Source organism: Sphaerotilus sp. FB-3 (assembly GCF_023706025.1).
Taxonomy (GTDB): domain Bacteria; phylum Pseudomonadota; class Gammaproteobacteria; order Burkholderiales; family Burkholderiaceae_C; genus Sphaerotilus; species Sphaerotilus sulfidivorans.
The window spans coordinates 42,721-62,003 of the sequence record NZ_BQWE01000001.1 but is presented as its reverse complement, the minus strand read 5'-3'; the positions used below and the strand labels follow the sequence as shown (position 1 = coordinate 62,003).

Genomic DNA, 19,283 nt, shown 5'->3' with positions numbered 1-19,283 from the left:
CAGTGGCTGCCGCGCCGGACCGACTTTCTCCATGAACTGCAGGGGGCTCCCCGATGAAACACGTCTTTCTGGTCGACGACTCCGCGACGATGCTGATGAGCCTGAAGGGCACGCTGGAGATGAGCGGCTTCAAGGTCGACACCGCCGGCGACGGCCAGGCGGCGCTGGATCGCATCAAGACCGGTCTGAAGCCCGACCTGATCATCACCGACATCAACATGCCCCGCATGGACGGCATCCAGCTGATCCGTGAAGCACGCAAGCTGCTGCGCTTCACGCCGATCCTGGCGCTGACCACCGAGAGCCAGCAGGGCAAGCGCGACGAGGCCAAGAAGAACGGGGCTACCGGTTGGCTGGTCAAGCCGGTCGGCGGCTCCGATCTGGTCAAGGTCATCAAGCAGGTGCTGCCCGGAGCCTGATCCTGAGCATTCTCCCTCGCCTTTTCCCATGCCGCATCAGGCAGGCAGGCAGCGGCAGCACGCACGAGCACATCATGAACCAGAGAACGGACACGACCTCGCATGTCGCCGCATCGCCGGCATGGCGCCGCCTGAACGCGCGCCATGCGGTGCTGGGCAGCCTGGGGCTGCTGACCGTCGCGGTGCATCTGGCCTGGCCCGATCTGGTCGGCGCCGGCACCGCGGGCGCGCTGATCGGCGGCCTGGGCGCCGGCCATGTCCTGGGCCGCTGGCAGGGGCCCAGCGGTCGGGTCCGCCAGGACCGTGCCGCCGACGTGATCGCGCAGGACATCGGAACGCTGCGTCAGGCCTTCGGCATTCTCGAGGCCCAGGTCAAGGCGACCATCAAGACCTCGGAAGATGCGGTCATGTCGATGATGGAGCGCATGCAGCGGGTGCATGCCACGGTCATCCAGCTGCATGAGCGGGTCGACCAGGCGGTAGGCCGATCGCACAGCCTGTCGGCGGAGACCCTGTCGCGTGCGGGCCAGCACACCGCTGCGGTCAGTGCGCTGGCCGAGCACCAGAAGGCCTTCGAGCAGGGGCGCGACGAGAGCGTGCTGCGCGTGCGGGCAGTCGCCGACCAGGTTCGCGCGCTCACGCCGCTGGCCGAGCTGATCTCCAACATCTCGCGCCAGACCAATCTGCTGGCGATCAATGCGTCGATCGAGGCCGCGCGTGCCGGTCAGGAAGGCGCCGGCTTCAAGGTGGTGGCGGCCGAGGTGCGCAATCTCTCCACCCAGACCGCCGAGGCGGCGCAGAAGATCACCGAGGGCATCGCGCATGCGGCCGAGCAGATCGATCTGCAGTCGTCCGCACGCTCTGCCGGCAGCGACCGAGGAGCGTCGTCCAGCACGGCCGAGCAGCTCGACGAGATTGCCAGCCACATCGAGACGATGAGCCGCACCCTCGGCGATGTCGTGCCCTACCTGGGTGATCTCTCCTCCAGCATGGACAGCACCATTCGTGCGATGACCCAGGACGTGATCGACACGCTGGGCGACATGCAGTTCCAGGACATCAACCGCCAGATGCTCGAGCAGGTCAACATGGCGCTGGTGGGCATGTCGGAGCATTTCTCCCAGCTCTACGAGCTGCTCGACGGCGACGCGCCGCCCCCGCCCGTCCAGCTCGAGCACCTGATCACCCGCTGGAGCGAGAACTATGTGATGCACAGCCAGCGCAAGGCCCACGCCCAGGCCACGGGTGGTGCCGGTTCGACCGGCTCATCGGGCTCGGCACCGGTCCGGCCACAGCCCGAGCTGGCTGCGGTCAGCGAGCCGGCCGGACCCAAGATCGAGCTGTTCTGATCCTGAATCCTGAATCCTGAAGTCCGAAGTCTGGAGGAGACGATGCAGACCATCCTGGTGGTGGAGGATTCGGCGACGATGCGCCAGAGTCTCCAGAACACGCTCGAGATGAGCGGCTACGCGGTCGTGCTGGCACCGGAAGGCCAGACGGCGCTGGCGCGGCTGCAGTCCGGGCTGCGCCCGGACCTGATCATCACCGACATCAACATGCCGTGCATGGACGGCATTTCCTTCATCGCCGAGGCGCGCAAGCTGCTGCGCTTCACTCCGATCCTGGCGCTGACGACACGCGACCAGCAGGCCAAGCGCGATCAGGCCAAGCACATCGGTGCCACCGGCTGGCTGATCAAGCCGGTCGGGGGCAGCGAGCTGATCCGGCTGATCAAGCCCTTGCTGCCCCCGCAGAATCCGTCCGGTCGGTCCTGATCAGCCGCGGCGGTTGCGCTGGCGATACTGGTCGGCCACCACCGCCGCGACGATGATCGCGCCCTTGACCATCTCCTGGTAGTAGGCGTCGATGCGGATGAAGGTGAAGCCGGAGGTCATCACGCCCAGGATCAGCACGCCGATCACGGTGCCGGTGATGCGGCCCAGGCCGCCGGCCAGCGAGGTGCCGCCGATCACGACCGCGGCGATCGCGTCGAGTTCGTACATCACGCCCATGCCGGACTGGCCGGAGACGGCGCGTGCGGCGGTCACCGTGCCGGCGATGCCGGCCAGCAGACCGGCGATCGAGTAGACCCAGATCAGGTGGCGGTTGACATTGATGCCCGAGACCCGTGCCGCCTGGCGGTTGGCGCCGATCGCGTAGGTGAACTTGCCGAAGCGGGTGTAGCGCAGCACCACATGGAAGAGGGCCGCCAGCACCAGGAAGATGATGACCGGGTTGGCGCCTGCGCCGATCCAGGCGAAGTCGTCGGTCAGCATCGACACCGGCATGCCGTTGGTGAACCACTTGGCGAAGCCGCGTGCGGCCACCATCGTGCCCAGCGTGGCGATGAAGGCCGGGATCGCGGTGTAGGCGATCAGCGAGCCGTTGATCAGCCCGACGATCAGGCCGACCATCGCGCCGGCCAGGACCGGCCAGATGATCGGCAGGTCGGTCAGATGCGGAAAGATCGCGCGTGGGAAGTCCGACACCTGTGCCAGGCTGGCCGAGACGACCGCCGCCGCGGCCACCACCGAGCCCGAGGACAGGTCGATGCCGCTGGTGATGATCACCAGGTTGACGCCGATGGCGATGATGCCGATGACCGCCATCTGCAGGATGATGATCTGCAGCCGGTCGACATTCATCAGGAAGCTCTGGCCGTTGACCCACCAGCCCAGGCCCTCGAACAGCAGGCAGATGCCGACCAGCACCAGGAAGATGCTGGTCTCGGGCGGCCATTTGCGCTTGGCCGGCTTGAAGGTCATCGACTGTGCGCCGACAGTCGCGTTGGTGCTTGCCATGAAGGTCTCCGCTTCGGTGAGTTCGTTGATCTCGTGGATCTTGTTGATGTTCGTGTGCCGGGAATTCAGCGCGAGGCCAGGTCCATGATGGTCACCTGATCGGCCTGCGCGCGGTCGACGATGCCGGTCATGCGGCCCTCGTGCATGACCATGACCCGGTCGCTCATGCCGAGCACCTCGGGCATTTCCGAGGAAATCATCAGCACCGCGACGCCCTCGCCGGCGAGCTTGCTCACCAGGCGGTGGATCTCGGCCTTGGCGCCGACGTCGATGCCTCGGGTCGGCTCGTCGAGAATCAGGATCTTCGGACGGGTCAGCAGCCAGCGCCCGATCAGCACCTTCTGCTGGTTGCCGCCGGAGAGGTTCTGGATGACCTCCTGCAGGTCCGGTGTCTTGACGCGCAGCGTGCGGCTCATCTCCTCGCAGTCGCGCTTCAGCTGCGCCTCCTGCACGAAGCCGAACCTGACATGGCGGTCCTGCAGCACCGCCGTCTCCATGTTGGAGAGAATGTCCAGGATCAGGAAACAGCCGGTGTCCTTGCGGTCCTCGGTCAGGAAGGCCATGCCGTGCTTCATCGCGGCGGCGGGCGAGTCGATCTTCACCGTCCGGCCGCGGATCGCGATCGTGCCGCCGGTGGCGGGCACCACGCCGAACAGCGCCTCGGCCACATTGGAGCGGCCCGAGCCGACCAGGCCCGCCAGGCCCAGGATCTCGCCGGCGCGCAGGTCGAAGCTCACGCCCTCGAAGAGGCCGTCGACCTTCAGGTCCTTGACCGACAGCACCACATCGCCGATCGGCACCTCTTCCTTCGGGAACATCTGCGTGATCTCGCGCCCGACCATCATGCGGATGATGTCGTCGCGGGTCACGTCCTTCGAGGCGTGCGTGCCGATGTACTTGCCGTCGCGGAACACCGAGAACTCGTCGGCGATCTCGAACAGCTCGTTCATCTTGTGGGTGATGTAGACGATGCCCTTGCCCTGGCTGCGCAGCTGCCGAATGATGCGGAACAGGTGCGAGACCTCCTTGTCGGTCAGCGCCGAGGTCGGCTCGTCCATGATGAGGACGTCCGAGTCGAAGGACACCGCCTTGGCGATCTCCACCATCTGGCGGCTGGCGATCGACAGGCTCTGGATCTCGGTCTCGGGATCGAGATCGATGGCCAGGCGGTCGAACAGCGCCTGGGTGCGCCGGCGCATCTCGGCGTGGTCGACCAGGCCGAGGCGGCTCTTCGGCTCGCGGCGGATCCAGATGTTCTCCGCGATCGTCATGAAGGGCATCAGGTTGAGTTCCTGATGGATCATCGCGATGCCGCGGTCGAGCGCATCGAGCGGGCCGCTCAGCGCGACCGGCTGGCCCTTGATGCGGATCTCGCCCTGATCGGGCATGTAGACGCCGGCGATGATCTTCATCAGCGTCGACTTGCCCGCGCCGTTCTCGCCCATCAACGCGTGAACCGTGCCGGCACGCAGGCTGAACTGCACATTGTCGAGCGCGACCACGCCCGGAAAGGCCTTGCGGATGCCCTGGATCGCCAGCAGCGGCGGCGCGGCGGAGGAGGCGGCCGCATCGGGCCGCTCGACGGTGGCGGTGTCGGACATCGGGAGTCTCGCGGGGTTCGGGTCGGTGGGGAGGAGAAAGCTCGGCGGGCGGCACGCCGGCCGCCCGTGATCAGCGCACCGGCGCGATCAGTTCTTGCCGGCGTACTTGCTCAGGTTTTCCGGCGTGACCAGCTCGAAGGGCACGTTGACGAAGCGGTCGACCGGCTGCTTCCTGATCAGCTTGAGCGCGGCATCGACCGAGCCCGCGCCCTGGCCGGCGGCGTTCTGGAACACCGTGACCTTCAGCTCGCCCGCCTTCATCGAGGCCAGCGCGTCCGGGGTGGCATCGATGCCGCCGACGATGCTCTGCGGCGTCCACTTCTTCGAGGCCTTCAGCGCGTTGATCGCGCCCAGCGCCATTTCGTCGTTGTTGGCGATGATGGCGTCGAACTTCATGCCCGACGACAGCCAGTTGGTGGTGATGTCCTGGGCGGCGGTGCGGCTCCACTTGCCCTCGCGCTTGTCGGCGATCTTCAGGCCCGAGCACTCCTTGGTCTTGACGACATCCTCGATGTCCTGGGTACGGGTGCGCGCGGCCTCGTTGGAGAGCTCGCCCATCAGCACCAGCACCGTGCCCTTGCCGTTCAGCAGCTTGCAGATGTGCTGGGTCTGCAGCGTGCCCGAAACCTTCTCGTCGGAGGCGACGAAGGCCACGCCGGCGGGCAGCTTGGCGAAGTCGGCCGGCTTGCGGTTGACATAGACCAGCGGGATCTTGGCGTCGGTCACCATCTTGGTGATCTTCGGCGTCACGTCGGTGTCGACCGGGTTGACGATGATCGCGTCGAACTTCTGCGCGATCATGTTCTGGATCTGGCTGAGCTGCTTGCCCACGTCGTTGCCGGCGTCCTCGAGCTGCGCCGAGGCGCCCGCCTTCTTGGCCGAATCGTTGATGCCGTTGCGCAGGATGGTCAGGAAGGTGTCGTCGAAGGCCGCCATCGTCACGCCGATCTTCTGGGCGTGGGCCATCGGGGCGGCCAGCGTGCCTGCCACTGCAACAGCCATCAGCATCTTCTTCATCTCTGTCTCCTCTTCGAAGTCGGCGCCGTCGGCGCCATCCGGTTGGGTGGGTGAGCTCGTGACCGGTGGAGCGGGCGCGTTGCCCTGTCTGTCCGGCACGGTGGCAACTGTAGCTTCAAGCACTCAAATTTTGGAAACGCATTTCTAAGTGAATACACTAAGGAATTGTTTTTCCGTCTCTCCTAGACTGGGCGCCAACTTCCGCACAAGCCGGCGCATCAGCGTTCGCACTTGCCTTCACAGCCTTCGGGCTGTTTTCATCACGGGCCGGACATTTCCATGAGCATCCTGAACTTTCCCGCCGGGCGCCGCATCGACCTGGCCTGCCTGGGTCGCGTCGCGGTCGACCTGTACGCGCAGCAATTCGGCAGCCGCCTGGAGGACGCTCGCAGCTTCCAGATGTACCTGGGCGGCTCCTCGGGCAATGTCGCGTTCGGCGTGGCGCGTCTGGGCCTGAAGACCGCGATGGTCTCGCGCGTCGGCAACGACCAGATGGGCCGCTTCCTGCGCGAGACGCTCGAGCGCGAGGGCTGCGACACGTCGGCGCTGCAGACTGACCCCGAGCGCCTGACCGCGCTGGTGCTGCTGGGCCTGAAGGACCGCGACACCTTCCCGCTGCTGTTCGTCCGCGAGAACTGCGCCGACATGGCGGTGCGCGCCGACGAGATCCGCGAGGACTTCATCGCCGAATGCCGCGCGCTGGCCCTGACCGGCACCCATCTCTCCACGCCGACCACCCGCGAGGCGGCGCTGACCGCGCTGGGCTACGCGAAGAAGCACGGCACAGTGCGCATTCTCGACATCGACTACCGCCCGGTGCTGTGGGGCCTGACCCCGCGCGGCGCCGGCGAGAACCGCTATGTGCCGGACGCGCGCGTCACGCAGCAGCTCCAGCAGGTGCTGGGCGAGTTCGACCTGCTGGTCGGCACCGAGGAAGAGTTCCTGATCGCCGGCGGCGTGCCGGGCGACCTGATGGCCTGCCTGCGCGCGGTGCGCGCCGTCTCTGGCGCGGTGCTGGTGGTCAAGCGCGGCGCGCTGGGCTGCTGCGTCATCGAGGGCGATATTCCGGCCGAGATCGAGCACGCGCCGACCTTCCGCGGCGAGCGCGTCGAGGTGCTCAACGTGCTGGGCGCCGGCGACGCCTTCCTGTCGGGCCTGCTGGCGAGCCTGCTGCGCGGCCAGGGCTGGCTGGAAGCCACCCGCACCGCCAATGCCTGCGGCGCCATCGTCGTCTCGCGCCACGCCTGCTCGGCGGCGATGCCCACGCCGGCGGAGCTGGCGCACTGGTTCTCCGGCAGCCGCAACCCGAAGGTCGATGCCGACCAGGATCTGGCGCATCTGCACCGGGTCACGCCGGCGCGCGCGGTCTGGGACGAGCTGTGCGTGATGGCCTTCGACCACCGCAGCCAGTTCTATGATCTGGCGCGCGAGGCCGGCGCCGACGAGTCGCGGATCCCGGCGCTGAAGAAGTTGCTGGTGAAAGCGGCCGAGCAGGTGGAAGTCAGCCATCAGCTCCAGGGCCACACCGGTGTGCTGATCGATGGCGGCGACTACGGTCAGGACGCACTGGCCGCCGCCACCGGCCGCGGCTGGTGGGTGGGCCGTCCGGTCGAGCTGCCGGGCTCGCGCCCCTTGCGCTTCGACGGCACCCGCTCGGTCGGCTCGGCGCTGGTCCACTGGCCGACCGAGCAGGTCGTCAAGTGCCTGGTGCACTACCACCCGGACGACGCGGTCGACCTGCGCCTGGAGCAGGAGCAGCGCGTGCTCGAACTGTGGGAGGCCACCCGCGAGAGCGGCAACGAGCTGCTGCTGGAGATCATTCCCCCGAAGGCGATGACGGCCGCCGGCACCGAGGACGAGGCGGTGCTGCGCGCGGTCAAGCGCTTCTACAACCTGGGTGTCCGGCCGGAATGGTGGAAGCTCGCGCCGATGAGCCCCGAGGGCTGGACCCGCCTGGCCGCGCTGGTGGCCGAGCGCGACCCGCACTGCCGCGGCGCCGTCATCCTGGGCCTGAACCAGCCGCTGCAGTACCTGGCCGACAGCTTCGCGCTGGCGACCAACCCGATCGTCAAGGGCTTCATGGTCGGGCGCACGCTGTGGGTCGAGGCCTCGCTGAAGTGGTTCGCCGGCCAGATCGACGACGCGGCCTTCATCGACGAGGTGGCGCGCAACTTCGCCACGCTGGTCGAGGCCTGGAAGCGCCGCCACGACGGCCGCAGCGCAGCCGCCGCCTGAGTCCTGCAACACGCCACCGTTGCCTGCTGATCCCCCGAATTTTCTACCGAGATCCATGATGGACAGGAAGACCGTGAGACTGACCGTGGCCCAGGCGCTGGTGCGCTACCTGGCCGCGCTGAAGGCGGAAGTCACCCAGCCCGACGGCCGCACCGAGGTGCTGCCCTACTGCGGAGGCGTGTTCTCGATCTTCGGCCACGGCAATGTGGCCGGCCTGGGCGAGGCGCTGCAGGCCGAGAAGGCGGTGCTGCCGACCTTCCGCGCCCACAACGAGCAGGGCATGGCCAACGCGGCCATCGCCTACGCCAAGACGAACTTCCGCCAGCGCATCATGGCGGTGACCTCCAGCATCGGTCCCGGCGCCACCAACATGGTGACGTCGGCCGCGCTGGCCCATGTGGCCCGCCTGCCGGTGCTGCTGCTGCCGGGCGACGTCTTCGTCAGCCGCCTGCCCGACCCGGTGCTGCAGCAGGTCGAGAGCTTCGAGCAGGGCGATCTCAGTGCCAACGACTGCTTCCGCCCGGTCACCCGCTACTTCGATCGCATCACCACGCCCGAGCAGCTGCTGGTGGCGCTGCCGCGGGCCATCCAGGTGATGACCGACCCGGCCCAGTGCGGCCCGGTCTGCCTGGCGCTGCCGCAGGACGTGCAGACCTTCGCGCACGACTGGCCGGAGGACTTCTTCCAGCCCGAGGTGATCCGCTTCCGCCGCCCGCCGGCCGAAAGCCGCGAGCTGGCCGCGGCCGCCGAGCTGCTGAAGTCGGCGAAGAAGCCGCTGATCGTCGCCGGCGGCGGCGTGCTCTACAGCCAGGCCTGGGCCGGGCTGGCCGCCTTCGCCGAGGCGCACGGCATCCCGGTGGCCGAGTCGCAGGCCGGCAAGGGCAGCCTGGCCTGGAACCACCCGCTCAACCTGGGCTCGATCGGCGTCACCGGCTCGCCGGCGGCCAACCGCCTGGCCGAGGACTGCGACGTGGTCTTCGCCGTCGGCACCCGGCTGCAGGACTTCACCACTGGCTCGCATGCGCTCTATGCCCACGCCAAGCTGCTGAGCCTGAACGTGCAGCCCTTCGACGCCGGCAAGAAGCGCGGCCGCATGCTGGTGGCCGACGCCCGCGACGGTCTGGTCCAGCTCGGCGCTGCGCTGGGCGACTGGAAGGCCGACGCGGCCTGGACCGCGCAGGCCCGCGATCTGGCCGCCGGCTGGGTGGCCCGCGTGACCGAGCTGACGCTGAACACGCCCGCCGCCGGCACCCTGCCCTATGACGCCGAGGTGATCGGCGCGGTGCGCGAGTCCGCGGCCGACATCGGGCTGGACTCGGACGCCCAGGACATCGTCGTCTGCGCCGCCGGCACCCTGCCCGCCGAGCTGCACAAGCTGTGGCGCTCGGGCGTGCCCGGCAACTACCACATGGACTATGCCTATTCGTGCATGGGCTACGAGGTGGCGGGCGGCCTGGGCGCCAAGATGGCTCGCCCCGAGCGCGAGGTGATCGTCATGGTGGGCGACGGCTCCTACATGATGCTCAACAACGAGCTGGCCACCTCGGTCATGCTGGGTCGCAAGATCATCGTCGTGCTGCTGGACAACCGCGGCTACGGCTGCATCGAGCGGCTGCAGCTCAAGTCGGGCGGTGCGAGCTTCAACAACATGCTCGACGACTGCATCCCCGAGGGCGGCGTGCCCTCGGCGATCGACTTCGCGATGAACGGCCGCTCGCTCGGCGCCGAGGCAGTTCATGTCAAGGACGTGGCCGAGCTGCGCCGCGAGATGGCCCGCGCGCGCCGCGCCACCCGCAGCCAGGTGCTGGTGATCGACACCACGCACCATCGCACCACCGGCGACGGCGGCGCCTGGTGGGAGGTCGCCGTCCCGCAGGTCTCGCAGCGCCCCGAGGTCGAGGCTGCGCATGCCCGCTACCTCGACGCCAAGAAGAAGCAGTTCAACTGAACTGCCCCCTCGAACCACTGAACATCCCCATCTTCTTTCTCAGGAACCCCACCATGACCTGGAACGTCCGCATCGGCATCAATCCCCTGTCCTGGATGAACGACGATCTGCCCTCGCTGGGCGGCGAGACCCCGCTGGAGACGGCGCTCTCCGAAGGCCGCGAGATCGGCTACGCCGGCTTCGAGCTGGGCAACAAGTTCCCGAAGGACGGCCCCGGCCTGAAGGCCAAGCTCGACGAGTTCGGCCTGGTCTGCGTCTCGGGCTGGTATTCCGGCTTCCTGGCTGAAGTGCCCGCCAGCCAGACCGACGCCCAGGCGGTCGCCGCCGAGATCGAGCGCGCCCAGGCCCACCTGCGCAAGCTGCAGTACAACGGCGTCAAGGTGGTCGTGTACGGCGAGTGCGCCGGCACCATCCAGGGCCAGATCGACACCCCGGTGGCCAAGCGCCCGAAGTTCAAGGACGAGGCCGCCTGGGCCGGCTACGCCGCGCGCCTGAACGCCTTCGGCCAGCACCTGATCGAGACCTACGGCATCAAGCTGGCCTATCACCACCACATGGGTGCCTATGTCGAGAGCCCGGCCGACGTCGACCGGCTGATGGCCCTGACCGATCCGGCCAAGGTCTTCCTGCTGTTCGATACCGGCCACGCCTACTTCGGCGGCGCCGCCGACCCGGTCGCGGTGCTGAAGAAGCATGTCGACCGCGTGGTGCATGTGCACTGCAAGGACGTGCGCGCCCAGGTCATCGCCAAGGCCCGCAACGACGGCTGGAGCTTCCTGCACGGCGTGATCAACGGCACCTTCACCGTGCCCGGCGACGGCGTGATCGACTATGACGCGGTGCTCTCGACGCTGCACGACGCCGGCTACGAAGGCTGGCTGGTGGTCGAGGCCGAGCAGGATCCGGCGGTGGCCCCGAGCTACGAGTACGCCAGGAAGGGCTACGACACGCTGCGCGCCATCGTCGACCGCATCGACGCCAGCGTGGTCTGACCGCTCAACCGCCAGGAGCCGAGATGCCCCAGTCCCCCCTGCTGGTCAAGGCCGCCGCCGGCCGCCAGATCTGCGACATCACGCCGGAATCGGCTGGCTGGACGCACGTCGGCTTCCGGGCCCTGCGCCTGGAGGCCGGCGAGAGCGAATCGCTCGAGACCGGCACGCGCGAACTCTGCCTGGTCGTGCTGACCGGCACGGTCGACGTTCAGGTCGGCGGCACGACGCACGCCGGTCTGGGCTCGCGCGAGAGCGTCTTCGAGGAGAAGTCGCCCGACGCGCTCTATGTGCCCGGCGGCGAGACGGTGGTCATCACCGCGCGCGGCGCGGCGGAAGTGGCGCTGTGCACCGCCCCGTACGAGGGCGGCAAGTCGGTGCGGCGCATCGACGGCAGCTCCATGCGCCGCAGCGTGCGCGGCCAGGGCAGCAACACCCGCTATGTCTGCGACGTGCTGATGGCCGACGACCCGACCGCCGACCACCTGCTGGTGACCGAGGTCATCACGCCGGGCGGCCACTCGAGCAGCTATCCCCCGCACAAGCACGACCGCGACATGCCGCCGGAGGAGACGCTGCTGGAGGAGACCTACTACCACCGGCTCAACCCGCCGCAGGGCTTCGCCTTCCAGCGCGTCTACACCGACGACCGCAGCCTGGACGAGGCCTGCGTGGTCGAGGACCACGATGTGGTGATGGTGCCGCGCGGCTACCACCCCTGCGTGGCACCGCACGGCTATGACCTGTACTACCTCAACGTGATGGCCGGTCCCGGCCGCGCCTGGCATTTCAGGAACGACCCGGCGCACGAGTGGATGCTGCAGACTCCGCCCAAGGCCTGATCCGGGCGTCCTCAGGCCGCCTGGGCCTGAAGCCTGAAGTCGCCGACCAGCTCGCCGAGCCGGTCGGCCTGCTCGGTCAGCGCGCTGACCGCGGCAGCGGTCTGTTCGGCCATCGCCGCGTTCTGCTGCGCCACCGAGTCGAGCTGCTGCAGCGCGCCGCGGGTCTGCTCCAGCCCGCCCATCTGGCCGCTGGCCTGCTGCGAGATGGTGCTGATCAGGCCGAAGACCTGCTCGATCGAGCACATCAGCGCCTGGGTGCTGCGCTGCGCCAGGCTGCGCACCTCGCCGGCGACCACCGCGAAGCCGCGGCCCTGCTCGCCGGCACGGGCGGCTTCCACCGCCGCATTCAGCGCCAGGATGTTGGTCTGGAAGGCGATGCCGTCGATGATGCCGATGATGTCGGAGATCTTGCGCGCGGCGGCCTCGACCTCGCCCATCGTCGACACCGCCTGCGAGACGGTGCGCCCGCCATGGGTGGCGACCTCGCTGGCCGAGCGCGCCAGCTCGTCGGCCTGGCGGGCCGAGCCGCCGGTCTCGGTGACCGAGCCGCTCAGCGTGTCGAGCGTGCCCAGCGTCACCTGCAGCGTGGCGGCGGCCTGCTCGGCGCGCTGGCTCAGATCCTGACTGCCGCTGGCGAGCTCGCCGCCGGCCAGGCTGATCGAGGCCGCAGCCTCGTGCACGCCGCTGACCATCCGGTTCATCTGCTGGCGCAGATTCTCGAGCGCCAGCAGCACCTCGCCGATCTCGTCGGCGCGGCCGTCACCGATGCCAATCCGGCCCGGATGGCGGTCAACCGCATCGGGTTCATCACCCTGCTGCTGTGGCCGCTGGCGGCCTGGCGCAGCCCGACGCCGCTCGACGAGGAGCGCCACCGGCTGCGCTGGATGCTGACACTGAGCTGGGCGGTTCTGCTGGTCTACGTGATGCTGGCGCGGGGCGCGCCGCACCCGCAGGCCCTGCAGCTGCTGCAGGACGAGCTGCGGCTGGACCGGCTGGTCATCGGCGCCACGCTGATGGTGCAGTTCTCGATCTGGCGCAACCGGCGCCGTACGGCCGGGCGACGCGCCGAGTTCCTGGCCTTTCACGACGCTGGCCGTGCTCTATCTCGACCTGGACAAGTTCAAGCAGGTCAACGACACCCATGGTCATGCGCTGGGCGACCGGCTGCTGCGCGCGGTGGCCGAGCGCATGCGCGCCAGCCTGGGCGAGGCCGGCAGTGTCTTTCGCCTGTCCGGCGACGAGTTCATGGCCACCGTGCCTGAGGCCGGACCGGACGGCGAGCGTGCCCGCTCGCTGCGCCAGGGCGACTTCCGGCTCGAGTTCCAGCCGCAGTGCCGGCTGTGCGATGGCCGCATCACCGGCGTCGAGGCGCTGCTGCGCTGGCGCCTGCCCGACGGCACGGTGCCGGCCTCGCCCGAGCGCTTCATTCCGGTGGCCGAGGAAAGCGGCCTGATCGTGCCGCTGGGCGACTGGGTGCTCGACGAGGCCTGCCGGCAGGCCGCGGCCTGGCCGGAGCTGGTGGTCGCGGTCAATGTCTCGGCGATGCAGTTCCGTGGCGGCGACTTTTCCATGCGTGTCGCGGCGGCGCTGGCACGCCACGGCCTGCCGGCGCATCGCCTGGAGCTGGAGCTGACCGAGTCGGTGCTGATCGGTCACGAGGACGAGGCCCTGCGCTGGCTGGCCGAGCTGCGTGCGATGGGCGTGCGCCTGGCGATCGACGATTTCGGCACCGGCTACTCGAGCCTGTCCTATCTGCACCGCTTTCCGGTGCATCGGCTGAAGATCGACCGCAGCTTCATCCAGCAGATGGAGTCGGCCGGCCCGACGGGGGAGGCCACGCTGGTGGCCGCCATCCTGCAGATCGCCCGCCGGCTGGGACTGGAGACGGTGGCCGAGGGGGTGGAGTCGCCCGCCATGCTGACGCGGCTGGCCCGGATGGGCTGCGATGTGGCGCAGGGCCACGCGATCGCGCAGCCGCTGCCGTCCCAGGAGATGCGCCGCTGGCTCGATGCGCAGACGGACCGGCCGCAGGTGGCCGCAACGACCGCCTGATCCTGTTCAGCCCTGGCTGGACAGGCGGCGCCGACCGACGCTGCCCAGCGCGGCCAGGCCGGCGAGCATCATCGCCCAGGTCTCGGGCTCCGGAACCGGCGCGATCGGCGTGCCGCTGATGGTGACCATGTCGAAGCGCCAGGTGCCGCCGGCATAGCTGCCGGTCGGGCTGCTGGCCTCGTACAGCGAGCTGCCCGGCGCGAAGGCCGCCACCACGCGCAGCGCGAAGCTGGCGTTGTCGGCCACGCCGGCGATGGCGCTCAGGTCGACGCTGCGGCTGTTGAACCAGGTGTCGCCGGCCGCGCCCGAGAAGATCGCGGCATCGACGAAGTTCAGGCCGTCGATCGAGTACTGCACCAGCTCATGGCGTGCGCTGGTGTTGCTGTGGCGCAGGTCGTAGGAGAACGACACCGCCTCGTGACCGACGGTGCTGACATTGAACTGCACGCCGAACTGGCCATTGCCCAGGCCCTGGGCGGCATAGCCGGTGGTCTGCCAGCCGCTGTCGTCGCTGATGGCCGGGTCGGAAGAGCCGCCGTTCGCAGCGCCCGAGGCGAAGGATGCCGTCACGCCACCGAGCGTCAGCGCCGTGCCGCTGCCGGTCGAGGGATCGCTGCTGCCAGTCGAGGTCGAGCCGTCGGCAACGACCGAGTTGAAGTTCCATTGGGTGATCACGTCGGCGCGGGCGGCGCCGGCACCGGCCACCAGGGCCGGCAGGATCAGCAGGGACAGGGCGGGCTTGAACATCGGAACACTCCTTGAGGGGTGATGGTGCGAAGGGATTCGGGATGTCGGGAAGGTCGGGACAGGGTGGGCGCCCCGGCGATGCCGGACGCCCGGGTCTTCAGCGTCGCTGGCGGCGGCGCGCCTGCAGGCCCAGAGCGCCCAGGCCGGCGGCCATCAGCGCCCAGGTGCTGGGCTCGGGGACCGGCGCGGCGCTCAGCACATAGAGCGCGGGCGTCTCGCCGACCAGATAGAGGGTGCCGTCCGAGCCGATGGTCACGCCCTCGATGTCGCCGGCCACGCCGGAGAGATCCAGACGCGCCAGCACCCGGCCGCTGCGATCGACCTGCAGCAGCGCGGGCGACTCCTGGCTGAGCAGCAGCAGATGATCGGCACTGGCGCTGCCCGACAGCGCCGCGAAGGTCGACAGCACCTGCACATCGGCCAGATCGGCCACGCCGAGGCCGGCCGGATCGAACAGGGCGCTGACCGCCGGTGCGGCACCGCTGCCGAAGGTGGCGTTCATCGAGAGCACGGCCGACGGGGTCTTTTCCTTGACCGCGACGAAGCTGCCGTCGCGAGGATCCCAGGACAGGCCTTCCAGGCCGATGTTGCCGACGGTCGGGCCGAAGACGGCCGAGTCCAGCTGCGCCCGGTCGATGCTGGTGCCGGCGCCATAGCTCAGCAGGTAGCCGGTCTGCAGCCGCTCTTCCAGGACGACGAAGCGATGGGCGCCGCCGGCATCGGTGCCGATGTAGGTCAGGCCTTCGGTGTCGTGAAAGCCGGTCAGCGTCATCGCGCTGAGGCGACGGCCCTGACGGTCCACCTCGACCAGCGCATCGCCCTCGTCGCCCAGCACGAACAGCGTGCCGGTGTTCCAGTTCCAGGTCACGGCCGAGGCTTCGGCGGCCTCGATGTCCGGCAGCGCATGGGTGGCGCTCAGGCTGTAGCGCGACAGGTCGAAGTCCAGCGCCGCGGCGGGGCGGACGATGGCCATGCTGGACAGGGCCGCCAGCGCCGCCAGGGCGAGCGGGCGGGCGATGCGCCGCATCAGGCGGGATCCGCGTTCCTGCTTGTGCTCGTGCATGTTCTGGTGCTCCTTCAGCATGTCGGTTTCCTGAGAGGGGGGGTGACCGCGAGTGCGGAGTGCCGGCGAGCCCGGGCGCCCAGCATCAGCAGTCCGGCGCCGAGCAGCGCCATGCTGGCGGGTTCAGGCACCGGACTGATCTGGTAGCTGCCGATGCCGGCGCTGCCCGGAATGCCCGGCAGCTCGTAGGCCAGCCAGGCCTCGCCGAGCTGGGTGAAGCCCGGCACGAAGGCGATCGAGGCCAGGCCAGGCGAGTCCAGATCGGTCAGCTCGAGGCCCAGCAGCGCGCCGTCGAGAAAATGCACCTGGGCCGGGGCATCGGCCGCATCCAGGCGGCGGATCTGGCCGTCGAGCAGCATCTCGAAGCGGTCGATCGCGACCGCCTCGAGGCCGACGCCGGAAATCATGCCGTCCTGCCAGGACAGCAGGGCGGAAAAGCTGCCGCCGCTCAGCGCGCCGCTGTCGATCTGGCCGTCCAGACGGTAGTCGGCCGCCTTGACAGGCGAGTGGGCCAGCAGCCCGTAGAGCAGCAGCGGGACGAGCGCAGCCGCTGCGCGGAAAATGCGCATGGGAGTTCCTTTCGGGGCGGGGGAGAAGAGGCGCCGTGGAGGGGGCGCCGGTCGGATCAGAGCTTCAGGCTCTCGGGGCGTGCCAGCAGGGCGGTGCAGCCGACACCGCGCAGCAGCAGCAGCGGCCGTGCAGCCAGCGGACCGCGGGCGCCGTCGACATCGATGCCGATCAGCGCGTCGCTGCCATGGGTGGAGCAGACCAGCCAGCCGCCCGACAGGGCCTGGCTGCCCGCGATGCCCAGCGAGCGCAGCAGCTCGTCGAGCACCAGCACGTCGATGCCCGGCTGGAAGTCGCCGATGATGTCGCCCGCCTCGAGCAGGCTGCGCATCACGAACTGGTCGCGGCCGGCGCCGCCGCTGAGCAGGTCGCGGCCGGGTCCGCCGACCAGGATCTCGTCGGCGGCGCTGCCGGTCAGGCGATCGCTGCCAGGGCCGCCGGTCATCAGGCGCGGGGGCGTCAGCCGCAGATCGATCAGCACCGGATCGTGATCGGAGCTGCGGAACTCGTCGGCGGCGTACAGCGAGGCCTGCAGGCCGGCGCTCTTGAAGTTGATGTTGTAGTCCAGCGCGGCCGGCTCGTCGGCGTTGATCGCCCAGTGCTGCGCACGCACCACCTGCGCCGCCATCGAGGCGCTGGCCAGCGCGTGGTCCAGATAGCCCCAGCGGCCATCGAAGACATGGCTGGTGGCCTGGATGCCGCCGGCGTCGCGGCCGATCAGGTCGGTCCAGCCCTGGGCGGTGAAGGCGCTCACCGCATCCTCGCGGGCATAGGCGTTGAGGTCGCCGATCACCAGCAGGTCGGCCTCGCCGGTGCCGGTCGGATCGGTGGCCAGCCACTGGCGCAGCGCGACCGCGGCGCGGCGGCGCACCTGGGCGCACTCGCCCTGGCCGTCGCCGGCATCCGGCGTGTCGCAGGCGCTGCCCTTGCTCTTGAGGTGGTTGACCGCGACGACGAAGCGTGCGCCGTCGCCCTGCTCGAAGGCCTGCGCCAGCGCCGGACGGTTGCGCTCGCTGGCATCGCCGCCACGCACGAACTCGGCGCTGTCGAGCACCGCGGTGCGGCCGACCGGCTTCACCCGTGCCGGGCGATAGATCAGCGCGACCTTGATCGCGTCGCTGCCGAGGCGGTTCGGCGTGCCCAGGCGCGTGTCGACATCCAGCGCTGCCCAGGTGCCGGGCGCGCTGGCGGCATCGAGCGCATCGACCAGTGCCTGCAGCGCGCTGCCCGGTCCGTGCCCGTCGTTCTCGATCTCGATCAGGCCGACCACGTCGGCGTTCATGCGACCGATCGCCGCCACCGTCTTGGCACGCTGGCGCGGATACTCGATCGCGAACTGCGCGAACTGCGCGGCCTGGGCGGCCGCACCGCTCGCATCGGAGCCGGCACCGCGGCAGGCCAGGCTCGGTCCGCCGACACCGCCGCTGCAGCCGGCGACATTGTCGAAGAAGTTCAGCACGTTGAACGAGGCCACCCGCAGCGTGCCCTGGGGCTGAGGTGCACCGGTCGGGCGCGCGTGGGTCGGCTGGAAGGCCGGCAGGGTGCCGCCGAGCGCGCCGATCGGACGCACGCGCCAGGCATTGCCGCTGGCGCTCGCACCGGCCCAGGTCCAGGTCATGACGCCGACCACGCCGCTGACGCTGTCGCCGCCACGCAGGGTGTTGGCGGCCGACAGCGGCAGGCCGCCGCGGGCGAACAGGATCGGGTCGTCGTTCTGGGCGTTGCGTGCGTCGTCGAGGATCAGCCGGTCGAGCTGCTGTGCCTGCAGCAGCGCCTGCGCGGCCGCGCCGGGCGGATGGATCTGGGTCGGCTGGATCTGGCGGCCGGCCGAGCTCAGCAGCACCTGGCCGAAGCGGGCGAGCTGGTAGTGCTCGGTGACCTGCAGCGTCTGCGGCAGTCTCACCAGCATGCCCTCGAGGCGCTCTGCATCGTCGGCGCTGGCGAAGGGCAGTCGCAGCTCCACCGGCGCGACCGTGCCGCTGCCGCAGGCCACCAGCGTGCCGGCCTGGGCGGAGATCTGGGTCTGGCCCTGGAATTCCGACACCGTGCCGGTCACCCGAACCCGCTGGCCGACGCCGACCTCGTCGCGGTCGGCGTTGAAGACGAAGATCGCGTCCGAGGTGGCTGCGTCGCCGTCGCCCTGCTCGTCCTGCAGATAGAAGCCGCGCAGGGCCGGCGACGGTCCCTCGAAGTCGCCGACGACGATGCCCTGGACGGTGACGGTCGCGCCGGCCAGGGCGGTGGCGGCACCCCGGCCCTGGATCGCCGGTGCGGCGGTGAAGGAAGCCGCGCAGGCGGCCGACTGCGCCGCTGCCGGCAGCGTGGCCGCCGACAGCAGCAGCGCGGGCCAGGCCAGGCGCAGTCCGGTCGCGATGGAACGAGCAAGCGGTTTCATGAGCACATCCTGGTGGAAACCTGTGGGAGGAGTCGGATGGGCTCAGGCTAGGCAGCGTTCGTGACGCTTCGGTGATCCGTGCAGGCTTGCTGCGCCCTCCCCCCCGCAATCCGGGGGGATTTTGCGCTTTCGGGTCCGGATCGACTTCAGATCGGCCGGGCGCCGTCGGCCAGCCAGCGGTCGATGGTGCGGATCACCGAGGGCAGCTCGGCCACCGAGTCGATGATGAAGTCGGGCTCGGCCACCTCGAGCTGACGGCGAGCCTGCACCGAGCAGGCCTCGCGCGCCTCGTCGTCCAGCGCCTGCCACTGCGCCAGCGTCAGGCCGCAGGCATTGCCGCTGGCCGCGATGCCGACGGTCCAGCAGCCGGCATGGCGGCCCTCGAGCAGGCCCGGCACGGTGTCGTCGACCTTGACCACCCGCCAGGCCGGCCAGACGCCCAGCTCGAGGAAGCTGCGGTACATGCCCATCGGGCTGGGGCGGTTCTCGCTCAGGTCGCCGGCGCAGACCAGGCTGTCGGGCACGAAGCCCTGAGCGGCGGCCAGCGGCGCCAGCACCGCCATGATCGGCCGGGTGTAGCCGGTGGTCGAGCCGATGCGCAGGCCGC

The 19,283-nt window shown here is 69.6% G+C and carries 17 protein-coding genes; 8 read left to right on the top strand and 9 right to left on the bottom strand.

Annotation, left to right across the window (positions count from 1 at the left end; all coding sequences use genetic code 11):
* The first annotated feature begins 53 nt into the window (after positions 1-53).
* The 3 genes from NFT33_RS00300 (at position 54) to NFT33_RS00290 (ending at position 2,194) form a co-directional block, all read left to right on the top strand.
* The gene (locus NFT33_RS00300) at positions 54-419 is read left to right on the top strand and encodes a response regulator (RefSeq protein WP_251672498.1); all 366 of its coding nucleotides are present in this window, start codon (positions 54-56) and stop codon (positions 417-419) included.
* A 74-nt stretch (positions 420-493) separates the two neighbouring features.
* Positions 494-1,768 carry a methyl-accepting chemotaxis protein gene (locus NFT33_RS00295; RefSeq protein ID WP_251672497.1) on the top strand — a complete coding sequence of 425 codons (1,275 nt, stop codon included), beginning with the start codon at positions 494-496 and terminating at the stop codon, positions 1,766-1,768.
* A gap of 42 nt (positions 1,769-1,810) precedes the next feature.
* Complete coding sequence (locus NFT33_RS00290) at positions 1,811-2,194, top strand: response regulator (RefSeq protein ID WP_220786686.1); 384 nt, start codon at positions 1,811-1,813, stop codon at positions 2,192-2,194.
* Here the strand turns inward: NFT33_RS00290 and NFT33_RS00285 are convergent, their stop codons facing one another.
* The 3 genes from NFT33_RS00285 to NFT33_RS00275 all read right to left on the bottom strand — a co-directional run bounded on the left by NFT33_RS00285 (position 2,195) and on the right by NFT33_RS00275 (position 5,838).
* A complete protein-coding gene (locus NFT33_RS00285; RefSeq protein ID WP_220786685.1) occupies positions 2,195-3,220 on the bottom strand; it encodes an ABC transporter permease in 1,026 nt (341 codons plus the stop codon).
* Between the two features lie 65 nt (positions 3,221-3,285).
* Positions 3,286-4,821: a sugar ABC transporter ATP-binding protein gene (locus NFT33_RS00280; RefSeq protein ID WP_251672496.1), complete on the bottom strand. Its 1,536-nt coding sequence runs from the start codon at positions 4,819-4,821 to the stop codon at positions 3,286-3,288.
* Positions 4,822-4,908: 87 nt separating this feature from the next.
* Positions 4,909-5,838 (bottom strand): sugar ABC transporter substrate-binding protein, encoded by a 930-nt coding sequence (locus NFT33_RS00275; RefSeq protein WP_220786683.1) that lies wholly within the window; start codon positions 5,836-5,838, stop codon positions 4,909-4,911.
* 279 nt (positions 5,839-6,117) lie between these two features.
* Here NFT33_RS00275 and NFT33_RS00270 point away from each other — a divergent pair, with 279 nt between their 5' ends.
* From NFT33_RS00270 to iolB, 4 genes are read left to right on the top strand one after another with little or no spacing between them, the layout of a single operon-like run.
* On the top strand, positions 6,118-8,073 hold the full coding sequence (locus NFT33_RS00270; RefSeq protein ID WP_251672495.1) for a bifunctional 5-dehydro-2-deoxygluconokinase/5-dehydro-2-deoxyphosphogluconate aldolase: 1,956 nt from the start codon (positions 6,118-6,120) through the stop codon (positions 8,071-8,073).
* Between the two features lie 58 nt (positions 8,074-8,131).
* Positions 8,132-10,021 carry a 3D-(3,5/4)-trihydroxycyclohexane-1,2-dione acylhydrolase (decyclizing) gene (iolD, locus tag NFT33_RS00265; protein ID WP_251672494.1) on the top strand — a complete coding sequence of 630 codons (1,890 nt, stop codon included), beginning with the start codon at positions 8,132-8,134 and terminating at the stop codon, positions 10,019-10,021.
* A gap of 53 nt (positions 10,022-10,074) precedes the next feature.
* Complete coding sequence (gene iolE, locus NFT33_RS00260) at positions 10,075-11,013, top strand: myo-inosose-2 dehydratase (RefSeq protein WP_251672493.1); 939 nt, start codon at positions 10,075-10,077, stop codon at positions 11,011-11,013.
* A 23-nt stretch (positions 11,014-11,036) separates the two neighbouring features.
* The gene (gene iolB, locus NFT33_RS00255) at positions 11,037-11,852 is read left to right on the top strand and encodes a 5-deoxy-glucuronate isomerase (RefSeq protein ID WP_251672492.1); all 816 of its coding nucleotides are present in this window, start codon (positions 11,037-11,039) and stop codon (positions 11,850-11,852) included.
* Between the two features lie 11 nt (positions 11,853-11,863).
* Here the strand turns inward: iolB and NFT33_RS00250 are convergent, their stop codons facing one another.
* The gene (locus NFT33_RS00250) at positions 11,864-12,724 is read right to left on the bottom strand and encodes a methyl-accepting chemotaxis protein (RefSeq protein WP_251672491.1); all 861 of its coding nucleotides are present in this window, start codon (positions 12,722-12,724) and stop codon (positions 11,864-11,866) included.
* A gap of 223 nt (positions 12,725-12,947) precedes the next feature.
* Between NFT33_RS00250 and NFT33_RS00245 the strand changes: the two genes are divergently transcribed.
* Positions 12,948-13,904, top strand: coding sequence for a putative bifunctional diguanylate cyclase/phosphodiesterase (locus tag NFT33_RS00245; RefSeq protein WP_251672490.1), 957 nt, complete (start codon positions 12,948-12,950; stop codon positions 13,902-13,904).
* Positions 13,905-13,910: 6 nt separating this feature from the next.
* On the opposite strand, the gene NFT33_RS00240 is transcribed toward NFT33_RS00245, so the two are convergent.
* The 5 genes from NFT33_RS00240 to NFT33_RS00220 form a co-directional block, all read right to left on the bottom strand.
* Entirely contained in the window at positions 13,911-14,651 is a 741-nt protein-coding gene (locus NFT33_RS00240; RefSeq protein WP_251672489.1) for a PEPxxWA-CTERM sorting domain-containing protein, read from the bottom strand.
* A 97-nt stretch (positions 14,652-14,748) separates the two neighbouring features.
* Positions 14,749-15,735, bottom strand: coding sequence for an SdiA-regulated domain-containing protein (locus NFT33_RS00235; protein ID WP_251672488.1), 987 nt, complete (start codon positions 15,733-15,735; stop codon positions 14,749-14,751).
* On the bottom strand, positions 15,729-16,283 hold the full coding sequence (locus NFT33_RS00230; protein ID WP_251672487.1) for a PEP-CTERM sorting domain-containing protein: 555 nt from the start codon (positions 16,281-16,283) through the stop codon (positions 15,729-15,731). The genes NFT33_RS00235 and NFT33_RS00230 overlap by 7 nt, the downstream gene beginning before the upstream one ends.
* A 56-nt stretch (positions 16,284-16,339) precedes the next feature.
* Complete coding sequence (locus tag NFT33_RS00225; RefSeq protein ID WP_251672486.1) at positions 16,340-18,676, bottom strand: ExeM/NucH family extracellular endonuclease; 2,337 nt, start codon at positions 18,674-18,676, stop codon at positions 16,340-16,342.
* A gap of 146 nt (positions 18,677-18,822) precedes the next feature.
* Positions 18,823-19,239 carry a hypothetical protein gene (locus NFT33_RS00220; protein ID WP_251672485.1) on the bottom strand — a complete coding sequence of 139 codons (417 nt, stop codon included), beginning with the start codon at positions 19,237-19,239 and terminating at the stop codon, positions 18,823-18,825.
* Between the last annotated feature and the right edge of the window lie 44 nt (positions 19,240-19,283).